Annotated in this window: 20 protein-coding genes and 1 pseudogene; 9 read left to right on the top strand and 12 right to left on the bottom strand. The window is 67.6% G+C overall.

What is annotated here, in order from left to right:
• Positions 1–83 precede the first annotated feature (83 nt).
• A pseudogene (locus tag BN976_RS34825) lies at positions 84–257 on the top strand (Ig-like domain-containing protein); the annotation flags it as partial.
• A 27-nt stretch (positions 258–284) separates the two neighbouring features.
• Here the strand turns inward: BN976_RS34825 and BN976_RS34540 are convergent.
• The gene (locus tag BN976_RS34540; protein WP_036377198.1) at positions 285–542 is read right to left on the bottom strand and encodes a hypothetical protein; all 258 of its coding nucleotides are present in this window, start codon (positions 540–542) and stop codon (positions 285–287) included.
• Between the two features lie 10 nt (positions 543–552).
• Here BN976_RS34540 and BN976_RS34535 point away from each other — a divergent pair, with 10 nt between their 5' ends.
• Both BN976_RS34535 and BN976_RS30520 read left to right on the top strand, forming a co-directional pair.
• Entirely contained in the window at positions 553–2,160 is a 1,608-nt protein-coding gene (locus BN976_RS34535) for a carboxypeptidase-like regulatory domain-containing protein (RefSeq protein WP_036377195.1), read from the top strand.
• Positions 2,161–2,281: 121 nt separating this feature from the next.
• On the top strand, positions 2,282–3,394 hold the full coding sequence (locus BN976_RS30520; protein ID WP_011783038.1) for a coiled-coil domain-containing protein: 1,113 nt from the start codon (positions 2,282–2,284) through the stop codon (positions 3,392–3,394).
• A gap of 16 nt (positions 3,395–3,410) precedes the next feature.
• On the opposite strand, the gene BN976_RS30515 is transcribed toward BN976_RS30520, so the two are convergent.
• From BN976_RS30515 to BN976_RS30485, 7 genes are all read right to left on the bottom strand, one after another.
• Positions 3,411–4,172 carry a DUF1906 domain-containing protein gene (locus tag BN976_RS30515; protein WP_199559036.1) on the bottom strand — a complete coding sequence of 254 codons (762 nt, stop codon included), beginning with the start codon at positions 4,170–4,172 and terminating at the stop codon, positions 3,411–3,413.
• 154 nt (positions 4,173–4,326) lie between these two features.
• Positions 4,327–6,207, bottom strand: a complete 1,881-nt coding sequence (locus tag BN976_RS30510; protein ID WP_036377189.1) for a S9 family peptidase — start codon at positions 6,205–6,207, stop codon at positions 4,327–4,329.
• Positions 6,208–6,331: 124 nt separating this feature from the next.
• Positions 6,332–7,006, bottom strand: a complete 675-nt coding sequence (locus BN976_RS30505; RefSeq protein WP_445739065.1) for a TetR/AcrR family transcriptional regulator — start codon at positions 7,004–7,006, stop codon at positions 6,332–6,334.
• Between the two features lie 83 nt (positions 7,007–7,089).
• A complete protein-coding gene (locus tag BN976_RS30500) occupies positions 7,090–9,009 on the bottom strand; it encodes a GumC domain-containing protein (protein WP_036377186.1) in 1,920 nt (639 codons plus the stop codon).
• 63 nt (positions 9,010–9,072) lie between these two features.
• The gene (locus BN976_RS30495; protein ID WP_036377183.1) at positions 9,073–10,677 is read right to left on the bottom strand and encodes a S53 family peptidase; all 1,605 of its coding nucleotides are present in this window, start codon (positions 10,675–10,677) and stop codon (positions 9,073–9,075) included.
• A gap of 48 nt (positions 10,678–10,725) precedes the next feature.
• Entirely contained in the window at positions 10,726–10,998 is a 273-nt protein-coding gene (locus tag BN976_RS30490; RefSeq protein WP_036377180.1) for a hypothetical protein, read from the bottom strand.
• A gap of 499 nt (positions 10,999–11,497) precedes the next feature.
• The gene (locus BN976_RS30485; protein WP_011783032.1) at positions 11,498–12,292 is read right to left on the bottom strand and encodes an SDR family oxidoreductase; all 795 of its coding nucleotides are present in this window, start codon (positions 12,290–12,292) and stop codon (positions 11,498–11,500) included.
• Between the two features lie 200 nt (positions 12,293–12,492).
• Between BN976_RS30485 and BN976_RS30480 the strand changes: the two genes are divergently transcribed.
• Positions 12,493–13,113: a TetR/AcrR family transcriptional regulator gene (locus tag BN976_RS30480; protein ID WP_011783031.1), complete on the top strand. Its 621-nt coding sequence runs from the start codon at positions 12,493–12,495 to the stop codon at positions 13,111–13,113.
• A gap of 10 nt (positions 13,114–13,123) precedes the next feature.
• Here BN976_RS30480 and BN976_RS30475 read toward each other — a convergent pair whose 3' ends face one another.
• On the bottom strand, positions 13,124–14,056 hold the full coding sequence (locus BN976_RS30475; RefSeq protein WP_036377177.1) for a serine hydrolase: 933 nt from the start codon (positions 14,054–14,056) through the stop codon (positions 13,124–13,126).
• A 604-nt stretch (positions 14,057–14,660) separates the two neighbouring features.
• Entirely contained in the window at positions 14,661–15,851 is a 1,191-nt protein-coding gene (locus tag BN976_RS30470) for a lycopene cyclase family protein (protein WP_235622187.1), read from the bottom strand.
• 166 nt (positions 15,852–16,017) lie between these two features.
• Between BN976_RS30470 and BN976_RS32270 the strand changes: the two genes are divergently transcribed.
• The gene (locus tag BN976_RS32270) at positions 16,018–19,209 is read left to right on the top strand and encodes a cadherin-like domain-containing protein (RefSeq protein ID WP_051558663.1); all 3,192 of its coding nucleotides are present in this window, start codon (positions 16,018–16,020) and stop codon (positions 19,207–19,209) included.
• Positions 19,210–19,216: 7 nt separating this feature from the next.
• Here the strand turns inward: BN976_RS32270 and BN976_RS30460 are convergent, their stop codons facing one another.
• Together BN976_RS30460 and BN976_RS30455 are read right to left on the bottom strand one after the other, a co-directional pair.
• Positions 19,217–20,641 carry a GntP family permease gene (locus BN976_RS30460; protein ID WP_011783027.1) on the bottom strand — a complete coding sequence of 475 codons (1,425 nt, stop codon included), beginning with the start codon at positions 20,639–20,641 and terminating at the stop codon, positions 19,217–19,219.
• A gap of 39 nt (positions 20,642–20,680) precedes the next feature.
• Positions 20,681–21,190, bottom strand: a complete 510-nt coding sequence (locus BN976_RS30455; protein ID WP_036377172.1) for a gluconokinase — start codon at positions 21,188–21,190, stop codon at positions 20,681–20,683.
• 122 nt (positions 21,191–21,312) lie between these two features.
• Between BN976_RS30455 and BN976_RS30450 the strand changes: the two genes are divergently transcribed.
• The 4 genes from BN976_RS30450 to BN976_RS30435 all read left to right on the top strand — a co-directional run bounded on the left by BN976_RS30450 (position 21,313) and on the right by BN976_RS30435 (position 23,696).
• Positions 21,313–22,029: a FadR/GntR family transcriptional regulator gene (locus BN976_RS30450; protein ID WP_036377169.1), complete on the top strand. Its 717-nt coding sequence runs from the start codon at positions 21,313–21,315 to the stop codon at positions 22,027–22,029.
• Positions 22,030–22,242: 213 nt separating this feature from the next.
• Entirely contained in the window at positions 22,243–22,677 is a 435-nt protein-coding gene (gene trxA, locus BN976_RS30445) for a thioredoxin (RefSeq protein ID WP_036377166.1), read from the top strand.
• Between the two features lie 70 nt (positions 22,678–22,747).
• A complete protein-coding gene (locus BN976_RS30440; RefSeq protein WP_036377163.1) occupies positions 22,748–23,227 on the top strand; it encodes a glucose-6-phosphate dehydrogenase in 480 nt (159 codons plus the stop codon).
• 31 nt (positions 23,228–23,258) lie between these two features.
• Positions 23,259–23,696 (top strand): hypothetical protein, encoded by a 438-nt coding sequence (locus BN976_RS30435; protein ID WP_036377160.1) that lies wholly within the window; start codon positions 23,259–23,261, stop codon positions 23,694–23,696.
• The last annotated feature ends 25 nt before the right edge of the window (positions 23,697–23,721 follow it).

Below are 23,721 nucleotides of genomic sequence, written 5' to 3'. Positions count from 1 at the left end.
CCAACGCGACAGCCCCAACCCGACCGAGGTGGAGCCAAATCACGTCGTCACACCGGGGCCAATTCAAGTTGACATTGCCAGGCGTGATCACCGGCAACATCGGCGCCGTCGATCCCGATGGCGATCGCCTGACCTACAAGCTCATTGCGGGTCCGCAGTACGGCACCGTGGTCATCGACCCACTCACAGGGAACTTCACCTACACGCCAACCTCGTACTTCGCCCAGCGCGGCGGCGCTGTCGGGTTCACTGTCAGGGTCAGTGACCACCGGCCCCATCTGCTGTCATTCCTGTTCTCTCCGGATCGCGGCAGCCCGACAGCCCGGATCGCCGTCAACGTCGAGCCGTTGTCTGACCCCGCGTCGTCGCCGCCCTTGGAGGCATTCGAGGTCGAGAAGGTGATCGAGTTCGACCTGCCGGACGGTGTCAAGGTCACCGGCGCGGATCTGAGCCCGGACGGCGAGCACCTCATCCTCGAGGTCGAAGTCGCCGACGGCAGCACCCAGATTGCCGTGACCAACCTCGATGGCGCTGACTACCAATGCATTTCCTGTGGTTTGGTCCCTAAACGCCACCAAAGCCAAGGCGCTTTACGACAACCAGAGAATCTGGTTCGCAAGCACCAACGGGCAGCAATCCGCCGACGATCCGCTCGGGGGAGCCGGAGCCATCACCTACATGGTGCTGGAGTGCGAGGGATCGATCCACGCCTGTCAGAACCCCACCGTCAAGAAGGTGAAGTTCCCATCAGATCGAGGCCTGTCGGGGCTGCTGCCCGTGCAGAATCGAGAGGCCAAGCCCGACCCGTACGGCGAGTACGTGACGTGGACCGAGAACACGATTTTCAACGGCCCGCGGATGAGCATCGCCAAGCTGGTCGCCACCGCCGACGGATACAGACTCGTCGAGCAACGGATCTTCAGTCCGCAGTGGTACGAGGGCACCGACTACGCCACGGACTTCGGCAACGCCACGCGATTCTACGAGGGGGCAAGTTGGCACGCGGGCGGGCGATATCTGAAGTACCAGACCACCACCACCGGCCTGAATTACGACATCTACCTGCTGGACACCGCCACCGGTGAGCGGCGTCAACTCACCACCGACCTCGACTACAACGAATCCGGTGACATCTCTCCCGACGGCCGATCGGTCTACTTCAGCTCGGCGCGCGGCCTCGACCGGATGGACGTGTTCACCGCCCTGGAGCGGCCGTCGTTGATCGACAGCGCGGCGTTCCCTCAGATCGGGCGCGTGAGCCTGTGGAACAACCGGCGCTCCATGAACGAGCCCTGGTTGATGAACCTCGACGCCGGCCAGCAGCAGGGCGGCTACTCGGGTCAGCCCATCGTCATCGACCCAGACTGGACGATTCGCGGGTGGAGCTGGTTCCCCGATTCGACGCGTGCCCTGATCAACGAGCAGCAGCGTCCGGACACCGTGACCGGGGGAGGAGCACCCGATACCCCCTGGCGCGTCAGCATCATCAGCTTCCCCTCTCGGGAAGCAACGACCCCGCTCCCGCCCGTGCACCAGGATCCCGACGCCATCGCCGAGTGGTCGGTACCGGTCAAGGAGTACAAGCCGATGATGGGCCGCCAGGACACCCGGGTCCTCAAGGGCACGCATTCCGGAACCGCGACTCTGCGATACAGCGGGATCTTCGCCTTCGGCACGTACTCGGTGACCTACAAGAATTACTCGGACGACGGCAAGACCTTCATCAACGGCACCGAGAAGGTCAAGATCAAAAATCCGATGGGTGACTCCGTATGGAGCGCCGATCTGACCAGCACCGGTGAACGCACCGGCTATCTGAAGGGCAAGATCAACATCGGCAAGGGCAACGCGTTTTCGGGCGAGGTGGCCTCCGAGATCAATGGCATCACCTACAGCGGCGTACCGACTCAGGCGGACTTCCCGACCATCGAGCAGCCTCAACTCGCGGTCTCGGCATCCGGTGACAGACTGCGGGTGACCGCGACGGTGGCTGAGGACAGCCAGGCCCGACCGGTGCGCGGTGCGACCGTGACCATTGGGTCGGTCACGGCGACCACCGACGAGCAGGGCTACGTCCAGCTACCGTTCGCCCCCGGCGACACCGTCACGGCGAACGCCGGCGGCTTCCGTTCGGCCAGTCACCAGGTGCCGTTCGTCTGAGGTCGAGCCCGCCGGGCGTACACCTGCCTGGGTGGACATCGTCGGTGCCAGTTCGTAGCCTTGCCACGACTCACTAGCCGGGCCGTGATCGGTCCCCGTAGCGAAGGATCGTGCCATCCGAATGACCGCGGTGCGCCAGTTGCTTCGGCGAGCGGCGTACGGTTCGGCGGCTGCGGTTCTGGTGCTGGCGGTGTCGATGGGCGACGTGAACGCGGACCCGGCTGCCGATGCGCTGTCCAAGCTCAACGATCTGTCCGCTCAGGCGGTGCAGACGCGCGAGGCGGTCACAGCTGCACAGCGCGACGCCGACGCCCGACTGGCTGAGCAGACGGCCGCCGAAGACCGCCACCGCGCCGACCTGGCCGCCGTCGACGCCGCCAACGCCCAGCTTGCGCCCCTTCAGGACGTGGCCAACCGGGTGGCGGCCATGACGTACATGAGTGGCCGTGACGGTCCGATGGCGGCGGTCCTGACCGCGGCCTCGCCGCAACAACTGATCGATCGGCTGTCACTGCAGCGGGTGGTCGCCGCCACGACGGCCGATCAGATGAAGGAGTACCGATCCACGCGGGAACGCGCGGCCGCCGCCGCCGCGGCCTCGGAGAGATCGGCCGCCGACGCCCGCGCCGCGGCCGAACGGGCCGCCGCGGTGCGCGCTGACCTGCAGGCCAAGTGGAGTGAACTGCTCCGTCAGATCGCCGCCGCAGAGGCGCAGTACGCGGCGTTGACCCCGCAGCAACAAGCGGTGGTCGACAACGCGGTCCCGCCGCCACCACTGGCTGCGCCCGCACCGCAAGATCCGGCGATCGTCGCGATGCCCGGCCTGCCGCCCGGCGACATTGCGCCGCCGCCCCTGGCAGCTGCTATCGCGGATATTCCGGAGGCGCTGCCCATGGGTGTCGCATCCGAGGTCGGGCTGCAACCCAACGCCATCCTGGCCGCCAGGGCCGTCAGCCGGCAGTTCCCGCAGATCGCCAACATCGGCGGGGTGCGACCGGACTCGAAGCCGTGGCATCCCAGCGGTCTGGCCATCGACATCATGATCCCCAACTCCGACAGCCCCGAAGGCATCGCGCTTGGCGACCAGATCATGGCGTACGCGATGGCCAATGCCGCCCGATTCGGGCTACAGGACGTGATCTGGCGAGGCACCTATTACACGCCGGCCGGTCCGCAGGGGTCGGGCTACGGACACTACGACCACGTGCACATCACCGTGACGCCACGCCGCTGAGCAGCCCGTCCTGCGCTCACGGATGCAGGTTCCACTGGCCGCAATCCTGGGCCAGGACGTCGTTGACGTCCACCCGGATGCCGCCGACCACCGGTCCGGGATTCGAGGCGGTGTCGATGATGCGCTGGTAGAGGACAGCGCCCGGGTAGATCTGTCCGTTGGACCAGGACCGGGTCTGCCAGGCCCACACCTTGCCGGGCGTACGTGACCGCCCGATGACGCCGTCAGCCGTCGCCCACTGGCACGGCCGGATGCCGGCGTAGATCCCGGTGCGCTGCACACCGATCACCGAATTGATTCCGCGAAACCAGGGCAGCGCGAGGCGGTTCCACGTCTCGCGGTCGATGTCGTCGTCGACGCTGAAGAAGATCGGAGCGCTCTGGCCGCCACCGGCCGCGGTGTGCAGCGCCCATCCGGTGCGGGCGTCGGCGACGCCACCGGCGTACCCGCGGGTGAAGTCCGACGGCGCCGTCCCGCCCGGTTTGCCGTACTGGTAGTTGCTGACGATCACCAAACCGGCGGCGACCAGTGACTTCGCGTAGGGCAAGGTGATCGGCTTGGCGCCGAAGGACGAGCCGGGCCGCGACGTCGATACGTAGTTGATCACCCCGGCATGGCCGGCGGCTCGGATGTCCTGGGCCGGAATCTGGCGCATCGCGTAGTCGATCAGCGTTGGAGCGGCCGCCGAAGCCGTGGGCGTGCGGGCACCGGTTGCCGCACTGAGCACGGCCAGCGCCGACGCTGCGGTGGCGTAGCGCAGCGCGTCACGCCGGGACATGGGCACCAGGTGATGTTAGCAATGTGGCGGATGTGGCCAGGGTGATCTCCAACGACGCCGTCAGTTTCGTTGCCGCACTGTTACCCCGCCGGTGTCGCGTCGCTGCCGGAACCCTTGGCCGAAGCGGTCGAACGCTACCCGCCCCGGACGCCGGTCATGCGCGTCCGCCGAGGTGGCGTGCGAGGAAGCGGGCGACCGCGTCCCACATCTCGATGACGTTCTCCGGGTTGACCGCGCCGTGGCCTTCGTCGGCTTGGATGAGGTAATCCACCTCGACGCCGCGGGCGCGTAACGCGGCGACCAGGTTGTCGGACTCGGCCTGGACGACGCGCACGTCGTTGGCGCCTTGGATCACCAGCAATGGCGTACGAATCCGGTCCACCTTCGTGATCGGGGAGCGCGCCATCATGTCGGCGAGTTGCTCTGGGTCGTCGGGGTCGCCGACGTAGGCGTGCCAGTTGTTGGCCAGGTGCGGGCGCGCGATCGGGGGCAGCGTCCGCATGAAGTTCGCCAGGTCCGAGATTCCGACGTAATCCACTGCGGCGGTGAAGACATCGGGCGTGAACGTCACGCCGACCAGAGCGGCATACCCGCCGTAGGAGCCACCCAGGATCGCGATGCGGTCAGGATCGGCGTAGCCCTGCTCCACCGCCCAGTGCACCCCGTCGATCAGGTCGTCGTGCATCTTGCCCGCGAACTCGCCGACCGCCGCCTTCAGGAAGGCCTTGCCGTATCCCAAGGAACCGCGGAAGTTCACCTGCAGCACCGCATATCCGCGGTTGGCCAGCATCTGCACCCCGGCATCGAAACCCCAGCTGTCGCGGTACCACGGTCCGCCGTGCACGACGAGCACCAGCGGCAAACCCTCCGGTTGCACCCCGACCGGCAGCGTCAGATACGAGTGCAATGCCAGTCCGTCGCGTGAGGTGATCGTGACCGGCCGCATGGGTGCCAATTGCTCGGGGTCCAGGTGCGGCATCGGCCGGAACAACAGTCGGCTCTCGCCGGTGCTGTGGTCGTACAGGTAGGTGGCTCCGGGATCGCGGTCGTGATTGAAACCGACCACCCAGCGCAAGCCGGACTCGTCCGACGAGAGGCGTCCGACGTCTCCGTCGGACAGGTTCTCCAGGTTGGTCAGGATGGCACCGAATCCTGGGTCGAGGGCTCGAATCACCTGGCGCTCACCGAAATAGCGCACACCGAGCAACTCACCGGTACGGCGATCCTGGATCAGCGGCGCCGGGATGACGGGGCTGACGATCGCGCGCGGGTCGATGTCGAGCTCAGGGTGGCTGTCGACTTCGGTCTCCTCACCGGTAACCAGGTCGACACGTACCAGACGGCTGCGGTCGGTGTCGCGATGGGAGCCCAACCACACGCCCGTACCGTCGGGCGTGATCACCAATGGGTGGATACCGACGGGATAGTCGCTGCCATCGAATCGGACGATGGGCTGCAGGGTGTCGGTGGCGCTGTCCCATCGGGACAACTCGACGTCGCCGTCAGGTGTCAGCGACGTGGCGAACACGTCCCCGTTGTCGCTGCACAACCAACCGTTCACGTGGCCCGGATTCGTCGCGATCAGCGTCAGATGCCCGGTCGCGATGTCGAGTCGGTGGACGTCGAGCAGGGTCGCGTCCCGGTTGTTCAGCATGACCGTTGTCGTGCCGTTCCTGACTTCCCGCAGAGGTGCGGCCATCGCACCCGGGAACGGGGTGAGGTCGACGGCGGCGGCGTCGGGGTCATCGAGATCGACCCGGTGAATGTGCCAGTTCTCGTCGCCGTTGGTGTCCTGCAGATAGATAAGCCATCGGGGGTCGTCAGTCCACTCGAAATGCATGACACTGCGGTGGTCGTCGGCCGTGACGCATCGGGGTTCGTCTGCGTCGGGTTCGAGGCCCTGGACCCAGACATTGAGGCGATCCTTCCAGGGGGCAAGGAAGGCCATCCTGGTGCCGTCCGGGGAGATCGTCGCGGCCGCGCGGGTCGGCGGGTTGAAGAAGTCCTCCACAGAGATCAAGCCGGGTAATGCCATTACAGTCCTTTCGCCTTCGGTGTGATGCAGGCAGGTGTGAGCGAACCCGCCTGGAGACCGTCGTGGTCTGAGGCGATCGCGAGTGCGTTTCTATTCCGTTGTACTGAGCGGTATTTCAGTCGCGTCAGGGTTCCACCGGGCCGCCCAAGCGGCCGTTGGTGGCGTCCCGGATGGCCCGGTCGATCAATGCCAGAGCCTCCTGCTGAGTGACCTTCTCCTTTTCGATGATGGTGCGGCGTCCTACGTCCTCGTCCACAACCCGAAACGCCCCGGTGACCGCCGCCGCGCACAGGCGCACGGTGAGGTCGTCCTCTGGCAGCCGCAACCGCCTGGCGACGACGGGAATGAAGCCGCGCTCCATCTCGTCGTGCACCATCAGATAAGCCGTCCGCAGTGCCGGCTCGGAGGCCGACACGGTCGCGATCCGTAGCGCCGCCACTTCGTCGGCGATCTCCGTCTCGGTGAGCGGGTTCTGGGCCATGTCGGCCGCCATGTGGTCGGCCAACGACAGCTCGGCGGGCCAGCGGTTGGCCAGCGCGATGAAGCGCTTCGCCGACAACGCCAGTACCGGCTCCACACAACTCTCCTTGGTGCGGAAGTAGCGCCAGATGGTTCTGGTCGACAGCCCAGCCGCAGCAGCGATGTCATCACCCGTGGTCGCGGCGACACCCTTCTCCCAGAACAGCTCGCAGGCATGACGAGAGACTCGGAGACGTGCCTGCGCCTGCTTGTCGACGGTCACCTCGATGCCGTGGTCGCGGATGATGTCGGTCCTCCTGTCACTTAGTGACAGGTCCACTGTGTCACTAAGTGACATCCTGGTCAAGCGGTCTCCACGGCAGCGGCCACGAACATCAGAGACCGCGGGGTGGGCGTCGCGTGCTACCGGGGCGGGTCGCCGCGCCAGCTGAAGCTGTTGACGTACTTGCCCATGTCCAGTGCCAACTGCAGGGAAGCAGCTGAAGGCTTGCCGGAACCGAAGTCGGGTCCGAAGGCGCGGTACGGCCCCACCGCTCCCGCGATCAGCGCCAGATCGTCTTTGACGGCGACCATGACGATGACGCGCATCCTGGTGGAATTGCTCATCGCACCCTGCGGCCAGAGATCGGCGGCCAACCCGTATCCAGGTTGGTAGCCGACCATCGTGTTCGGTATCTCGTAGGCGGTCCGGGTGTCCGGGAAGGTCTCGTTCAGCAGGTCGACGGCAATCTGCTCGGCGCTGTGCCCGCCCGCGGGCCGGCTGAACAACCGCATCGTCCCGCCGTCACCGGCCTGCAGCACCGCGGTCACCCCGTCGGCGTGTTTGGAGATCTCGTAGGCCGCGCCCTCGACCGGGTAGGACACCGAGAACGCCCCGTCGGCGGACGTGAATCGCGGGTTGATCTCCACTGCCCGGTTCATCGGGGGGCTACCGCAGTCCGGCGGGCAGACATACTTGGGTGCGGGACGGGAGATCAGCCCGGACAGCCCGACCAGCCCACCGGCCAGCACCACGACGGTGATTCCGAGCGCCAGCGCCACCGTGCGGAACGACGTCGTCGGTGGCTGGGTCGCCTCGAACGTGCCGGAGTGTATTGAGTAGCCGGGCAGTAGTCCTACGACGATCTCCCCGGCCACCGGGTTCTCGGCGAGCCGAATCGGCCGATCGGCACGCCGGGCCTGCCGCGACCGGTGTGAGCACGCCTGCATGGCGGCACCGCACATGGCGCAGAACGGCGCGTCCGGCACGACGTGGTTGCACTCGACGCACAGAATGGGCTCGTCGATGTGGGCCCCGTCCTGTGCCTCGTGCAGCAGGGCCAGGTGCAGGCCGACCCGTAGCGCGAACAACGCAATCCCCGTCAAAGTCAGGTGCAGTGCCAGCTGCCACAACTGGGGAAGTCGGGCGACGTCGACCAGACCCAGCGAGGCGTAGATGACGACCACCACGACCGCGATCAGGATCAGGGTGGCCCGCACGAAGCCGCGGTGGTCGTGCGCCTTGGCAGGCGGTCGGGTGAACCAGAGTGCGGTGCCGATGAGACCGCCCACAGCTGCGGCGGTCAGCGGCATGGCGATTCCTCGAACCCCGGCTTCGACGAGCAGCCCGTCCATCGGACGGACGCGGTTGACCAGTCCGGTGGTGAACTGGGGTGCCAGCCGGGTCAGGGTGGCCGCCGCGGTGAACGTCAAAGCACCGAGTGCCCCGATGACGTAGCCGTCCAGGGATGCCCGGGTGCCTCGCCACGACAGGCGAGTCACCAGTGCCGGGACCACCATGAGCAGCATGCTGGCAACCGGCACCCCGATTCCGTCGCGCAGGATCCGTTCACCGGCGATGCCCGCGCCGAGCGGGACACCGTAGGCACGGGCGACGGCGGCCCCGGTCAGCAGTGCCCACCCGGCGCCCAGGATCAGGCCCAGCGTCGCGGTCAGTGCCAGCGCGCTGCGTGGAAGGTCCCGGAACACATCGGATTCCCGAAGGTAGAGGACGAACAGCAGCGGAAGGCCGAGCGAGGCGACGGCGATGAGCGCGGCAGGCATCCGCAGAAACGTGGCGACGGCCAGGGCTGCCGCGAGCAGCCCGAGGCCCATCAGAAACACTTTGCGCGATCGCGGCGTGAGGTGCGGGAAGAGCGAGCTGGTCAGCGCCGGCGTGAGCAATCGCTGTCCGGGGGCGGCGCTGAAGGCTCGCGCGCGCAGCCAGTGCGGCCCGTCGCCGCTGTGTTCGGCCAGCGGCACGCCGCAGAGTCCGCAGTATTCGCCTGCGGGAACGTCGATCTGGCAGACCGGGCATTCCACCATGCCGGTAGGCGCGCTCATCGGTGCCGTCGCTTCTTCGCGCCAGCGCTCATCGGTGCCGTCGCTTCTTCGCGCCAGCGCTCATCAGGCCTGCACCTTCTGGGCGAGCTGGAGGTTGCGGACGAGATTGTCGATATCCGGGGTGCCGAGTCCGGTGACCAGGTCGTAGCCGGGGCCGGCATTGTCGACGGCGTTGCCGCCCAACGTGACATCACGGTAGGCGGGTCGTGGTGCGCCCTCGGCGATGCGATACAGCAGCGGGTTGATGTCGCCGATCAGCGTTCCGTTGTGCTCCAGCAGATACTGGTTCATCACCGCGGTCAGGCCGGCCCAGATGGGTGCGGACTGTGAGGTGCCACCGCCGACGAGGACCTGATCGTCGAGCACGATCTTCACGCCGGTGAACGGGTCGGCCACCGCGGCGACGTCCGGTGTCATGCGCTTTCCGGTGTTGCGCTCGGGCGGTACCGCACCTGCGGCCGTCCGCTGCCAGGCGGGCATATCGAACAGTGCCGAGACGCCGCCGCCGGTGCCCTGGGACAGCGGGACGTCGTACCAGGTCTGTTCGGATACCCACGTCCCGTCCGCGTCGGTGGACAGGGTGGTGCCGCCGACACTGGTCATCTCGGGCAGCGAGGCGATCGAGTCGAGCCCGATGTCCTGTTCGCTCGGGGGCGACGACCAGTCTTGTCCGCCACGGCATTCCATGCCGGCCAGGTCACCGCTGGCGTTGTACGCGGTGGTGCCGTGCGATTGGGCGGTGCGCAGCGCAGACCGTACCGGGGCCAGGTCGGCGGCGGTGATGAGCTTGTCGCAGCCCCAGCCGATCGAGAAGCTCCACACCGCGCCGGGGAACCGGCGGTCGGTGTCCTCGAGCATCTCGCCGATCTTGCGATAGCCGCCGCCATCTTCGACGGTCGGGCGGGCGTTCACCACGACCTTGCGGGCGTCGGGTGCAATGGCATGTGCCACTTGAAGATCCATCGACAGCTCGCCCCGAGGTTCGCCAGGCGAGCCGCCGACGATCTCCGGGGTGAACTGCGGCAGGCCGAACATGGTGGTGAACGTGTCGAGGTCGGATTGCCGGAAACCGTCGAAGGCGAAGACCACGATGGTGATCCCCTTCCCGGTGAAGCCGGCTCTGGCCAGATCGTCGGCGTTGTAGGCGTTCAGCAGCGCATCGGGACCCAAACCCCGGTCGGGGACATTGAGCGGGATGTGGTCGGGTCGCGACATCCGGTGCGGGATGAAGCTGAGGATCCGACCCATCTCAGACACCTCGGCCCGCAGGTGCTCGGGCACCGCGGGCTGGTGCGGTGAGGCATAGAAGAGTTGACCCATCCGCCCGCGGTAGTCGCGCACGGAGACGTCGAACACCTGCGTGACGGCATCGGGCGATCCCTCGACGACCACCCAGTCGTCGCCGGGTCGCCACCGGACCGACAGCGACCGGTCCCGGGCCCAGTCGATGAGCGCCGTGGGCCGAGACCGGTCGGTGAGGCTGGCGGTGAACTCGATGCTCTGCTCTCGTGCCGGCCCGAGATCGGTGGACGCATCCAGCAGAGACGCATAGGGACCCTCGATGAGCTTGTCATCAGGGCGGTGCTCGCTGGCCGACCGGCCGACTCCCGCCAGCACTGCACCGACGAGAAGCAGGACGGTCAGCCAGCGAACGGTTGCCGTCGTCATGGCTTCGGCACGAACTCAGTGCGTGCCCGGGTGTCCGGGCACGCCTCGCTACCGGCCGGGGCCGTAGCTGTCATCCGGGTTGTTCGTCGGCTGAGGCGCCGTGACCGGGGGCGTGAAGATGCCGGGGGCGCCGGGGTTGGGGGCCTTCTCGGTCGGGCTGAGCGGCGGCGTCGTGGTCGTCGTGGTGGTCGTGGTCGTGGTGGTCGACTCTTCGGGGGTCTCGCTCTCAGTGCTGCACGACGCGGTGAAACCGATCATCGCGAGGACGGCGGCACCGCCCACCGCTACCGAGATGCGACGACCCAGACGATTCGATGCCATGTTCGGTCCTTTACTTGTTGTCTCGTGATGTATCTGGTCAGCGCGTGGCCCGCACAGCCCTGTGGGACCTTCTCATCCTAAGTTCAAGATCGAGATCCGGGGGTGTAACGCAGCGCCTGCCCACTCCATTCCCTCACCGACGTTGCTCGGAGCGGCGCGCTGGTTGATCAACCGTCGGGAAGGCTCGAGGACGGGCAACCGCCTATTCCGTCACTCGGCGTCCAGTGCGCCACAGGATCGATCCGACAGGCCGTTCATGACTTGATCGCCGTGAAAGTGGCTGTGGCTCAGAGGCAATAGGCAAGGAAGACTGGGCATGGTGTCGGCACGGCCGGTCGGGTCCGTCTGCCGGCGAGCTATCGCTCGGGGGCGCCAATCGGGCCGGAACTGCGAATCGTCAGCGGCGGCGCGGTACCGTCCGCGGGGCTCGGCGTCGCGGCTCCAGGCGGTCAGAGGGGCGCCTGACCTGCGCTCTCTGCGTTGCGCCGGTGCGCGGTAGCTATCTGGTTTGGATCTGGCCGCCATCCACGATGAGGTTGCTGCCGGTGATCCATGCGGCCCTGTCGGAGGCGAGGAACGCAATCGCTTCGGCGATGTCGGATGCTTCGCCTTTTCGGCCGAGCGGGATCGGGATCCCACCGGCCTCCGGCCTGTCGGCACCTACCCCGTCGATGATCGCTCGTCGAATGGCATCGGCCCCCGGGGAGCCGACGGTGCCGGGAGTGAGGGTGTTGACCCGCACGCCGCGTGGCCCGGCCTCTGCAGCCAGACCTGTGGTGTAGGTCGCCAAGGCCGCTTTAGCGGTGGCGTAGTGCAACATCGGTGACGGCGGACTCAATGTCACTGCCGAGGAGACGTTGATGATCGAGCCCTTGCCGCGGGCGTACAGCGCGGGTAGCAGCGCGGCGTTGAGCCGAACGGCGGCCAGAAAGTTGATGTTGAGATCGTTCACCCATTCCGCGTCCTCGATGTCCAGGACACCGCCGAGGTGGGGCACTGTTGCGCCGGCGTTGTTGACGATGATGTCGATGTCGCCGAGGATTTCCCGGGCTCGCCGGGCCAACAGGTCGACACCGTCGAGAGTGGCGACGTCGGCGACCACGTATTCCACCCCCGTCGGCAGCGAGTCCGGCTGGGACCGTCCGGAGGTGACGACGCGGGCGCCCCCAGCGACGAACCGGGCCACGGTGGCCGCGCCGATGCCCTTACTGCCACCGGTGATCACGGCGTTCTTGCCGGTGAGGTCGTGGATCGGTGCGGTAGGTACTTCTGGAGCCACGATGGCGGAATTCATGAGACGTCTCCTTGTAGAGGTTATGGTCACCGGCGGCGGCGATCTCCTGTGGCTATGAGTGAACTGAATTGCTCAACAAGGTCTTTCGCGCGTCGCCAGCCGGCGCTCCAGTTATTGACTATATAGTACAAAATACGTACCAGGGCAAGCTCGGGACATGGTTATGTACCGAAGTGTCGCTAATTGGTACCATGGGCGACATGGCCCGTCCACGCGCGTTCGATGAAGCTGCGGTCGTCGAGGCCAGTCGCGACCTGTTCTGGGATCAGGGATACGCCGCGACAAGCATTGACGACCTCAGTGCCGCCACCGGATTGGGTCGCGGCAGCTTCTACAAGGCCTTCGGCGACAAGCACAGTATGTTCGTGCGCGGTCTTGAGTTGTACTGCACCGAGGCCGTCGACGGCATCCGCGCCGAACTCCGCAACCCGGACCTGTCGGCCTACGACCGTCTGGTTGCGCATATCCGAGGTGCGGCCGACAGCGTGGCCTCTGACACCGACCGCCGCGGCTGCCTTCTGGCCAAGAGCGCGGCCGAACTGTCCTCGACCGACCCGGTGGTGGCCAGGCACGTCAAACGTACGTTGGACGCGTGGCTACGTGAGCTCACGGCCACCATCAGCGCCGCCCAGGCCGACGGCGACATCCCTTCGGAGACCGACGCCAAGTCGATGGCCAGCCTGCTGTTGGCCGTGCTGCGGGGGATGGAGGCGCTGCGCAAGGGCGGCGCGTCCGCGGCAACGATCAAGTCGGCCGCCGAACAGGCCATCGCACTGCTCGGGGTTCAGCCGGGCACTCCCCCAACACCGTCGATGGCTTGACGTTTCCGGCCTAGATCTTGCCGCCCGGGAACATCGTCCTGACGGCCCGGGTGATGTTCTCGCGGGCGGCGGCGTCACCGGTGGGGTCCAGGGAGCTGATCGCCATCACGTAGCGGCGGTCGGGTCCGATGATGCCGGTGGACACATGCAGTTGGTTGCCGCCGTTCCAGCAGCAGAACCACCCCTGCTTGACCGCAACCGGTTCGGCGTTGAGCCCGTCGGGGATGCCGAACCGCTGCGGGTACCCGTCGACTCCCGTCGGAGTGAATCGCGCGAGGTTGCCGATGATGATGTCGGCCTGCTCGCGTGGCAGCCCGCCGCTGCCGTCCAGCAGCATGTCGTAGTAGCGGACGAGATCGCTTGCAGTGCTGGTGGTTACGTCCCAGTGTCCGTTGTGGGGCGCCGTCGTGCCCGTCAACCCGTACCGCGCCACGACGCGCGCGATGACGGCGTTCTGACCGCTGCGGTCCCAGAAGATCTGAGCCGCGCTGTCGTCGGAGGAGCGCAGCATGACGTCAAGAGACTTACGGTCGGCGGCGGACAGTTGCGTCTTGCCCTCGGACTCCTGCAGCAGCAGGTCGTCGGCGATGAACAGCTTCACCACAGAGGCGATGGGGAAGGGCTTGTTGGCGCCGTTGGAGATGATCTGACCAGTGTTGCGGTCCAACACGACGGTCTCGATGTCGGCTCCGGACGCGGCAGCATCGGCGGTGGCTTGCCGAACGCGGGCGTCGAGTCCGGCCAGTGGCTCCGTCGGCTGATTGGGTGGCGCTTCGGGCAGCGCAGGCAGTGAGGCCTGCGGCGCCACGACCGGTGCCTGGGGGCTGTTCTCAGCGGCCGGCGGCGTCCCGAAGACCCGTGCCTCACAGCCGTTGACGAGCAGCGCCACAGAGACGATCGCCGTGGCCACTTTCGCCCGATTCAGCCGTCGCCGCCGACGCATAATTCTCCTTCGAGCAGATCCTGGAGTATGAGCCTGGGACAACGCTGTACCCACCAGCCGACCAGCCTAATCGGCTCGCTCGGACGATGTGAATCCCGCTCCGATCGCCTGCGAGACGTTTCTGCGCCCGATGCACCGCAATGAGCATTGCGGCGCATCGCAGTCCGCACAGATGACAGGATCGAATCGGCCGGATCACGCGGAGGCGCTGCGAGCAGAACAAATCTGTCGATGTCCATCTCGGCGGACGGCTACGCGGCCGGCCCGATCAATCCAGGGAGCATCCGCTGGGAGTGGGTGGCGAGGCGGTTCACCGGTGGCACATCGGACCAGCCAGTGAGCACCCGGTCAACCGGCAGGTCGCCTCGGAGATGTGGGACGGGATGAAGGCGACGTTCGTGGGCCGCAACATGTTCGGTCCCCCTCCGCGGCGAGTGGGGTGCCTCGCGGTGGCAATGGTGGTGGGGCGACGAGCCGCCGCACCACTGTCCGGTGTTCGTGCTCACCGATTGCGGGCATGAGCCGACCGAACTCAAGGGCGGGCGTCGCTCACCTGAGGTACCGCGTCGTCCGGTGACGCCTCCTCGCTTGACGTGCCTGGACGTCATCGATCCGAGGTCACCGGGTCATTGGTGCGCAGCGGCGGGAGTACGGCCGGCAGGACGAGGCGGCGACGCAACCGGCCGCTCGCCACCCGAAAGAGGTGACCATGCGTGGCGACATTGCCGCGCAGATCGTCGCGCGCGGTCAGATAGGTCCAGCGGTCGGAATCGGGCAGGGCGAAGAACTGTTCGAAGAAGCCGGGCACCTCGTCCGGAGGCATCCGCAGCAGCGCCTCCAGACCGATCCGCCGAAGCCGGTGGACCACACGCGCGCCGAGCGGCCAGACCGTGTCCTGGGCCGCAGCAAGCGCTTTGTCCGGACCGTCCGGCAGGCGGGCCGCAAGAGCGTCGGCCACCCGCGGGGCGAGCGCCAACGAGGCCGCCACGCTGAAACCGGTCGCCGGGTGGATCAGTGGTGCGGCGGCACCGAACCCGAGCACACCCCGCCCGCGATGCCGTGGATGGTCGACCCGAAACGAAACCTTCTCGCTGCGTGCATCTTTCGGCACCGCGATGCCGTGGCGCGTCAGCCGGGCGTGAAGCCTTCGCCGCAGCGTCGACAACGGCAGCCCAGGCCGACGTGCCAGTGAGGTCTCCTCCAACAGCACCCGGCCACCGCCCAGCGGGACTGCATAGAGGAATGTCGGCCAGCCGGACTCGCCGTGATCGGCCCGCCAGTCCATGAACAGCGCCTCGCCGGGGGAGACCAACGGCGCCGCCACGGCTTCGTCGACGATCAACCCGTACGCGGTCTGTTCCGCAGGTGTGCTTCCCGACGAGGTGCGGGCCAGGGGGCGCCACAGGCCCGCGGCGTCCACGACGACCGCCGCGCGCAGCTCGCCCCCGTCGGCCAAGGCGACCACGCCCCGCTCCGGTGACCCGACGGCGCGCCCGGTGTGGACTCGCACCCCGGTCAGCCGGCCGACCAGGTGGGCACGAAGAGCGGGCACGTCGAGGACGGCGTACTCCCATCCCAGCCGGTGCTCCGTCAGCGCGATCGCCCGGCCGGCGGCTCGGGCCGCGATCACCGAAGCCGGCAGATCGGCCGGAAGTTCCCGGCTCCACATGCCGTAGGTCGCCAACCACGGCCGCTCCGGGGCCGGGTCGAGCAGCCCGGTGACCAGTCCGAGCCGCCCGCACGCCCCTGCCAACGCCAACCCGGCAGGCCCACCGCCGACGACCAGAACGTCCATGCATCTCATCGTGCCTTCTCCCCGACGAGAACCTCCGCCGGAGGGCGGCCATCCGACGATTCGACCCTCGGCCGCTCGGTTGCCGCAGTAGAATCGCTGCACGTCACAGCCGAGGGCCTGCTTGCTGCGGTCACCGCAGAGCCGACCGGATGAGGGATATCCCGATATGGTCACCAACAGGCGCTCCGGAATGCTGGAAGACTCCACCGCGGCCGGGCTGCCGCGTCGCGGCCGGCACCGCAGGGGCCGGCCACGCAGGCTGCAACCCTATGCCTGGCTGGGTGCCGGAGCGGTCGGGTTCGGTCTTGGCGCCGCCGCATTGACCGGTGCGGGCTCCGCCCACGCCGACGAGAGCGCCGCAGACCCGTCGTCGTCCTCCGCGTCGTCGGTCTCCTCGAGCGAGGACGCGAACGAGTCCAGAGCTGTGTCCTCCGGCGCGGACCCCGACGACGCGACCGAGGACCGAGACCCGCCGGAATCCGAGGCCCCTGAGTCGCAGGCCGACACGGATGACAGCGCGACAGCGGAAGCGGCAGTCCCCGAGGAAACAGCAACGGAGACAGACATTGTCGACGGCGGAGGCCGCCGCGCGCACCCGGGTTCCGACGCCGAATCGCGTGCAGCGGCGGTCGAGGACCTTCAGGACGACGACGCCGCCACCGTCGACCTGCCGACCGACGTCGGCGGATCAGCGGCGGCGAACACGGAGCCGACGGCGGTACTGAGCTGGCAGAGTTCACCCGGCTGGTTGACGGGCAGGGTCACGGGTCGAATCCGCGCGGCGGACCCCGACGGCGACCGTCTCACCTATGCAGGCACCGCCACCACGGGGACGGTGGCCGTCACGTCGTGGGGATCGTTCACCTACACCCCGAGCGCCGCCGCCCGCCATGCCGCCGCGGCCTCCGACGTCACGCCGGTCAGGGCCACCGACACCTTCGACATCACCGTCAGCGACGGGTGGGGCGGCATCGTCGCAGTCCCGGTGACCGTGCGGATCCGCCCGGCCAACAGCGCGCCCGCCTGGCTCAGATCCACGGTGGCAGCGCCTGATCCGGCCACCGGGCAGGTGACCGGCCGGGTCACCGCCACGGACCGTGACGGGGACGTCTTCACCTACACCGCCGCCGCGCCGTCCGAGGGGGCGGTCACGGTCCATGCCGACGGCTCCTTCACCTACCACCCGTCCGACGCGGCGCGCCGGCGGGCCGCGTCGACCTGGTACACCGACACCGACAGTTTCAGAGTCCTGCTCGACGACGGTCACGGCGCAACCCGGGCGATCACCGTCCGGGTGCGCATCGCGCCGCACAACTCCGCCCCGGTGTCGGGCACCCCGACGTACGGCCCACCCGACCCGTCCACCGGCGCCATCGGCGGTTCGGTCACGGCGACCGATCCCGATGGCGACAGGATCACCTACCGTCTCTCCGCCCCGCCGCATAGGGGCGCCCTGGTGGTCACCGGGGACGGACGGTTCACCTACACGCCGACCCCGGTGGCCCGGCACGCCGCCGCGACGGGCCGCGTCGATTCGACGACGGATGCTGCCACCGTGGAGGCCGGCGACAGCCTCGGAGCGCTGACCTCGATTCCGCTGACCTTCACGATCCTGCCCGCCAATTCGGTCCCAACCAGCCTGAGAGCCACTGTGGGGCAGCCGGATTCGACCACCGGAGTTGTGACCGGCGCCGTCACCGCCGACGACGCCGATGGCGATCCGCTGACCTACAGCGGTTCCACGGTGACGGTGAAGGGCGCGGTGAGCGTGGCCGCCGCCGGAACGTTCGTCTACACGCCGACCGCCAACGCGCGTCAGAACGCGCAGGCGCCCGACGCCACGGCGGCCGACCGCGCCGACTCGTTCGTCGTCACCGTCGACGACGGTCACGGCGGGATGGCCACGCTGCCGGTCACCGTGGCCATCGGGTCCGTGCCGGTCCCGGATCCGCCCGACCCCCCGCCACCTCCCGGAGCGCTTCCCGCCTTTCCCGGCGCGGAAGGGTTCGGCAGCCTTGCCACCGGTGGCCGTGGCGGCAGCGTGGTCTACGTGACGAACACCAATGCCGCCGGGCCGGGCTCGCTCCAGTGGGCGATCGACCAACCCGGGGCGAAGTACATCCTGTTCAAGGTCAGCGGGCTGATCGACACCCAGATCCACCTGAGCAACGGTGACGTGACCATCGCCGGCCAGACCTCGCCGGGTGGCATCACCATCCGCGGACTGGTCACCGACGAGAGTCCCTATCAGGACCAGGCGGTCCGGGCCCCGGCCGACTTCGCCGAGAACTGGATTCTCCAGCACATCCGTATCCGTCCGGGACTGAACGGACCCAGCGATGACGGGTTGCGCATCCGCTACACCCGCAATGCCGTCGTCGACCACGTATCGATCGGCAACGCCACCGACGAAGCGGTGGAGATCTCCTACTCGAACAACGTCACGATCCAGAACTCGATCATCGCGGAAACGCTTGGCGGCCACTCCTTCTACGGCGGCGTGCTGATGAACTACTCCAACCCGGCGCACGGCTTCGGACTGGACAACATCGCGCTGCACCACAACGTCATCAACCGCATCGAGGGCCGCCTGCCCGAAGGCAGCCGGGAGTCGCTTGCCGCGGCGTACTCCACCATGAATCTGGAGCTGTCCAACAATCTCTACTGGGATCCGCGCTTCTTCATCGCGTTGGGCCCGAACACCAACATCGTCACCGACAGCAGCGGCAACCCCTATCCGATCTACTGGAATCTCAACGCCGTCAACAACTACTTCCGAACCGGACCACAGTTCCCCTACGGCATGTTCGACGACCAGATCCTGCGTGTCGCCGGCAACACGCTCTACGTCAGCGGCAACCGGATGAGCAGCTATCCGAGCCGTTCGGACTACGACCTGTTCTACTGCTGCAACGACTTTGCCTCGGTCAGCAACCCCGACGACTCCTCGCACCGGGCCCAGAAGCTCGCCGCGCGGCATCCGTTCCCCGCCATCACCTACACCCCGACCGAGATGCTGCGGGCCGTCCTGCGGGACCGCGCCGGCGCCTGGCCCCGCGACCCCATGGACATCCGTCTCCTCGAGTCCGTCGCCGGCGACACCATTTCTCCGGCCGACCCCGCCACCAATCCCGCCGGTGACGCCCTCCTGCCGCCGTACACCGGCGCCGCCCCCGCGGCCCCGCCGGACACCGACGGCGACGGCATGCCCGACGCCTGGGAAGTCGGCAAAGGGTTGAATCCCCTGTCCGCCAACCACAACGCCACGACACTCTCGCTGCTGGGCTACACGGACCTGGAGGTCTACCTCCACGAGCTGTCCGCGAGTCTCGTAGACCCTGCCCGCGCCCTCGGGTGAGGCCGGGTCAGGCGATGGCCCACAACCCGAGGCTGATCGCGAAGGCGCTGAGCCCCAACGTCGTCTCCATCACCGTCCAGGTCTTGAGGGTGGTCTTGACGTCCATGCCGAAGAACCGGCTGACCAGCCAGAACCCGGAGTCGTTGACGTGCGACAGCACCGTGGCACCGGCCGCGATCGCCATCACCAACGCTGTGAGTTGGAGGTTGCTCAGCTGGGCCGCGGCGACCGCCGCACTGAGCAGCCCGGCGGTCGTCGTCAGCGCGACGGTCGCCGATCCCTGCGCGACACGCAGCAGTGTGGAGATGACGAACGCCTGCAGGATCAGCGAGATCCCGAGATTCGACAGCGAACCGCTCAGCGCGTCGCCGATGCCGCTGAGCCGCAGCACGCCGCCGAACATTCCGCCAGCGCCGGTGATGAGGATGATCGCGCAGATCGGTCCGAGCGCCTGGTCGAGGATGTCGGTCACGGTGGCCATCGACCGGCCGCGCAGTCCGAGCGCCAGGGTCGCCACGATGACGGTGATCAGCAACGCGATCGAGGTGGTGCCGATCAACTTGAGGTACTCGGCCCAGGTCGCGCCCTCCTCGATCACCCCGGCGGTCATGAGGGTGTCGACCACGGTGTTGAACGAGATCAACACGAACGGCAGCAGCAGCACGCCGAGCACCGTGATGAAGGCCGGGGCGGTGCGGGTAGCAGTCGTGGTGGTGGCCGCCCCCGAGGTTTCGCCGGTGTCGGTGTCACGGCCGCCGTTGATCTCACCGAACAGCGACGTCGGAATGTCGACGTGCACCCGTCTGCCGATGAACTGGGACACCAGGAAAGCACCGACGTACCAGGAGGCGACGGCGACCGGGGCGCCGATGAGCAAGGTGAGACCGATGTTGGCGCCGAGCAGTTCGGCCGCAGCCACCGGACCGGGATGTGGCGGGACCAGGGCATGCATGGCCGCGAAGGCGCCGGCGGCGGGGAACGCGTACAACAGAAGCGATCCGCCGAAGCGCCGCGCGACGGTCATGATGATGGGCAGGAAGACCACCAGCCCGGCGTCGAAGAAAATCGGGAAACCGAACAGCAACGCCGCGACACCGAGAGCGAACGGCGCTCTCTTTTCGCCGAACCGGCCGATGAGGGTGTCGGCGAGAACCTGTGCGCCACCCGTGATCTCGAGGAGCCTGCCGATCATCACACCGAACCCGACGAGCAGCGCCACCGAGCCGAGCGTGTTGGAGAACCCGAAGGACAGGGCGCTCGGGACGTCGGCGACGGGGATCCCGGCGGCCAGTGCCGTCAGGAGACTCACCAGCACCAACGCGATGAAGGCGTGCAGTTTCACCTTGATGATCAGGAACAGCAGTAGCGCGACGGCACCTGCGGCGATCAGCAGCAGTGTGCCGGTTCCGTATGCCGGGTCAATCGCCTCCACGACGCCCCCTCACCACAGCGATGTCGGTGCCTCGAATCATCAGTCCTCCTCGGCTGTCAGGGAATCTGTTGTGCTGATGTAGTTTTCGACGATGCCGTCGATGCTCTGGTCGACGTCGACGGTGACACCGCGCTCACCGGGTTCCAGTGGCTCCAGCGTCTCGAACTGCGACTCCAGGAGCGCGGCCGGCATGAAGTGCCCTGGCCTGCTGGCCTGGCGTCGGCCGATGGTCTCGATCGATCCCTCCAGGTGAAGGAATTCGATGTCCGGGCAGTGCCGGCGAAGCTGGTCCCGATACGAGCGTTTCAGAGCCGAACAGCTCATCACTCCGCCGTGGGGGTGCCGGGCCAACCACCCGCCGATGGATTCCAGCCACGGATACCGGTCCTCGTCGTCGAGCGGATGTCCGGCCGACATCTTCGCGATGTTGGCCGGTGGATGGAAGTCGTCGGCGTCGGCGAAGGGGACGCGCAGCCGCTGTGCCAGCGCGGCGCCTACGGTCGACTTTCCGGACCCGGAGACCCCCATGACGACGATCGGTATTGCCATGCCCTCTGCCTATCAGTGTGTGTGACATCACATAGAGTGCCGCAATCATCATACGATTGCAATACTGGAGGCCATATCAGTAGTTCTTTCCTGGGCAGATTCCTCTCTGGCATGATCAACCAGTGCTCGATCGGCCGAACCCTGGCGCTCTCCACGGCAGTCTGTTGACTGCGTTGGGGACGGGCATCGTGTCGGGTCAGTACCCGCCGGGCCACGTTCTCACCCTTGAGGCAGTGAGCACGGAGCACGGCGTGTCCCGCAGCGTCGCGCGTGAGGCGGTGCGCGTACTGGAATCCATGGGCATGCTGGAATCTCGGCGCCGGGTCGGAATCACCGTCCAGCCCGCGGAGAGCTGGAACGTCTTCGACCCCGTGGTGATCCGGTGGCGCCTGGAAGTGGGCGACCGTACGGCACAACTGGTGTCCCTCTCGGAGTTGCGGCTGGGGTTCGAACCGGCGGCCGCGGCGTTGGCCGCTCGGCGGGCCAGCCCGCATCAGTGCCGAATCATGGCGACCGCGGTGTCAGACATGGTGGTGCACGGGCGAACCGGTGATCTTGACGCCTACCTGCTGGCGGACAAGCTGTTTCATCAGACGTTGCTGGAAGCCAGCGGAAACGAGATGTTCAGGGCTTTGAACGGTGTGGTCGCCGAGGTGCTCACCGGGCGAACCCATCACGGCTTGATGCCGGAGAAGCCCAACATCGCGGCGATCGCTTTACACGACGAGGTCGCCCGGGCGATCAGGATGGGCGAGGAGCAGCAGGCCGAGCGGGCGATGCGCGCGATCATCGATGAATCGGCATCGGCCATCGTCGAGGATTCTCCGCCGTCCGAGTAGCCCGACGCGCGCAACATCGGAGGCGCAAACACGTCGGCGGCATCTTCGCGAAACTGCCGCTCGCCGACGACGGCGACCGCCGCGTGCTCGCGGTGCTCACCTACCTCAACGAATCCTGATCACCGAACCGCACCGCGATCGGGACAGGGGTCCGTGGCGGCGCCTAGGGTGAGTCGCAGTGACTCAATCCGTCGTCGAGGATGGTGGAGCGCGATGACAACCACCAACGTGAAGTGCCGGCACTGTGGGACGGTCAACCGGTTGCCCGCCGCCGCGAACGGCACCCCCCGCTGCCCCAAATGCAAGAACCCGCTGCCGTGGATCGCCGTCGCCGGTGACGACGACTTCGCCGAGGTCGCGGAGCGCTCCAAAGTGCCTGTGCTGGTGGATCTGTGGGCGACGTGGTGCGGGCCCTGCCGGATGGTCAGCCCCGCCCTCGAGCAGCTCGCCGCCGAGCGCGCGGGCCAGCTGAAGCTGGTGAAGGTCGACGTGGATTCCGCGCGGCAGACCGCGGCGCGGTTCTCCGTCCAGGCGGTGCCCACCCTGCTCGTCATCGCCGGCGGGACGGTGCTTGCCCGTCGGGCGGGCGCCGCGCCGGTGGCCACCCTGCGTACCTGGCTGGACCAAACACTCACACCCCCGAGATAGTCGACGGACCTCTGGTCAGCCGGCGGTTCGGCGCGCACACTTGAGGTGTCGTCGAACGTAGGGGGTTGCGATGGTCGCGCAACTGTACGACTTCTTCGGTGAGGTCTTTCAGCGGTACTTCCGACCCGCGATGGACGCGTATCCGCCACGGGGCGGGGGACCGGTCGAGAGAATGTTCAGGCTGACAGACGCCGTTCAGGATCCGCTGGAGCAGAGCCGGCGCGCAGCGTTGGTGTGGGGCCACACCGAGGTGGGCGGCGCGCGGTTCGCCACGGAGCTGTTCGTCATCACCCAGCAGGGGTTGATCTATGCCGCCGAGTTGAACAACCCGCGCCGGTCGCTGTACTACCTGGCCACGCCGCCGTCGCTGTTCGATCCGTTCGTCGACCAGGTCGAGAGGGCCGAGCTGCGTGAGGACGCGGTGGTCGTCGTCGACAACCGGTTCGGCCGCGACCTGGCCACCGCGCGTCCGATGGACGCCGCGCTGCGCCACATCCTCGACGAACACTGGGCGCTGCGGGTGGACCTCTGCTCCCCGGCGCTGCGCTAACGGCGCCGTCCTCCGCGCCGATAACAGGTGCATGGGTCGGTTCCGTAATGTCACCGCGCTCGCGGCCTCGCTGACCGCGCCGTGGTTGTGGGTGCCGACGGCGCACGCCGAGACCTTCGTACAGCTCCCACCGGTTCCGGTGGTGGCGTCCCCGACGTGCGGGGGCAGCGTCAGCGCCGAGGCCCAGGTGGCGCCGGTGCAGACCTACGACCGGGTCGACGGCGGCGTCCGGGTGGCGATCCACTACGACGCGGGCGTCTACGACGGATCCTGCTCCCTCACCGTGGCTGCCACGTGGACCAACCTCGACACCGGAGCCTCCGGAGGCGGTGACATCGCCGCGGTCTCCACGATCGATGGGCATTACGGCTTCATCGGCTACGCCAACACCACGTTCCAGACGGGCAGCGGCACGGTGGTCGTCACGGTCAGTTCGCACCCGGGCGCCCAGATGCGGGTCACCGCATAAAAGGTGCCGCGGTCTGGAGGGCGGC

Source organism: Mycolicibacterium austroafricanum (assembly GCF_000612725.1).
Lineage (GTDB): Bacteria > Actinomycetota > Actinomycetes > Mycobacteriales > Mycobacteriaceae > Mycobacterium > Mycobacterium austroafricanum.
Note: the sequence above shows the minus strand (reverse complement) of the source record. Positions and strands in the feature narration are given on the sequence as shown.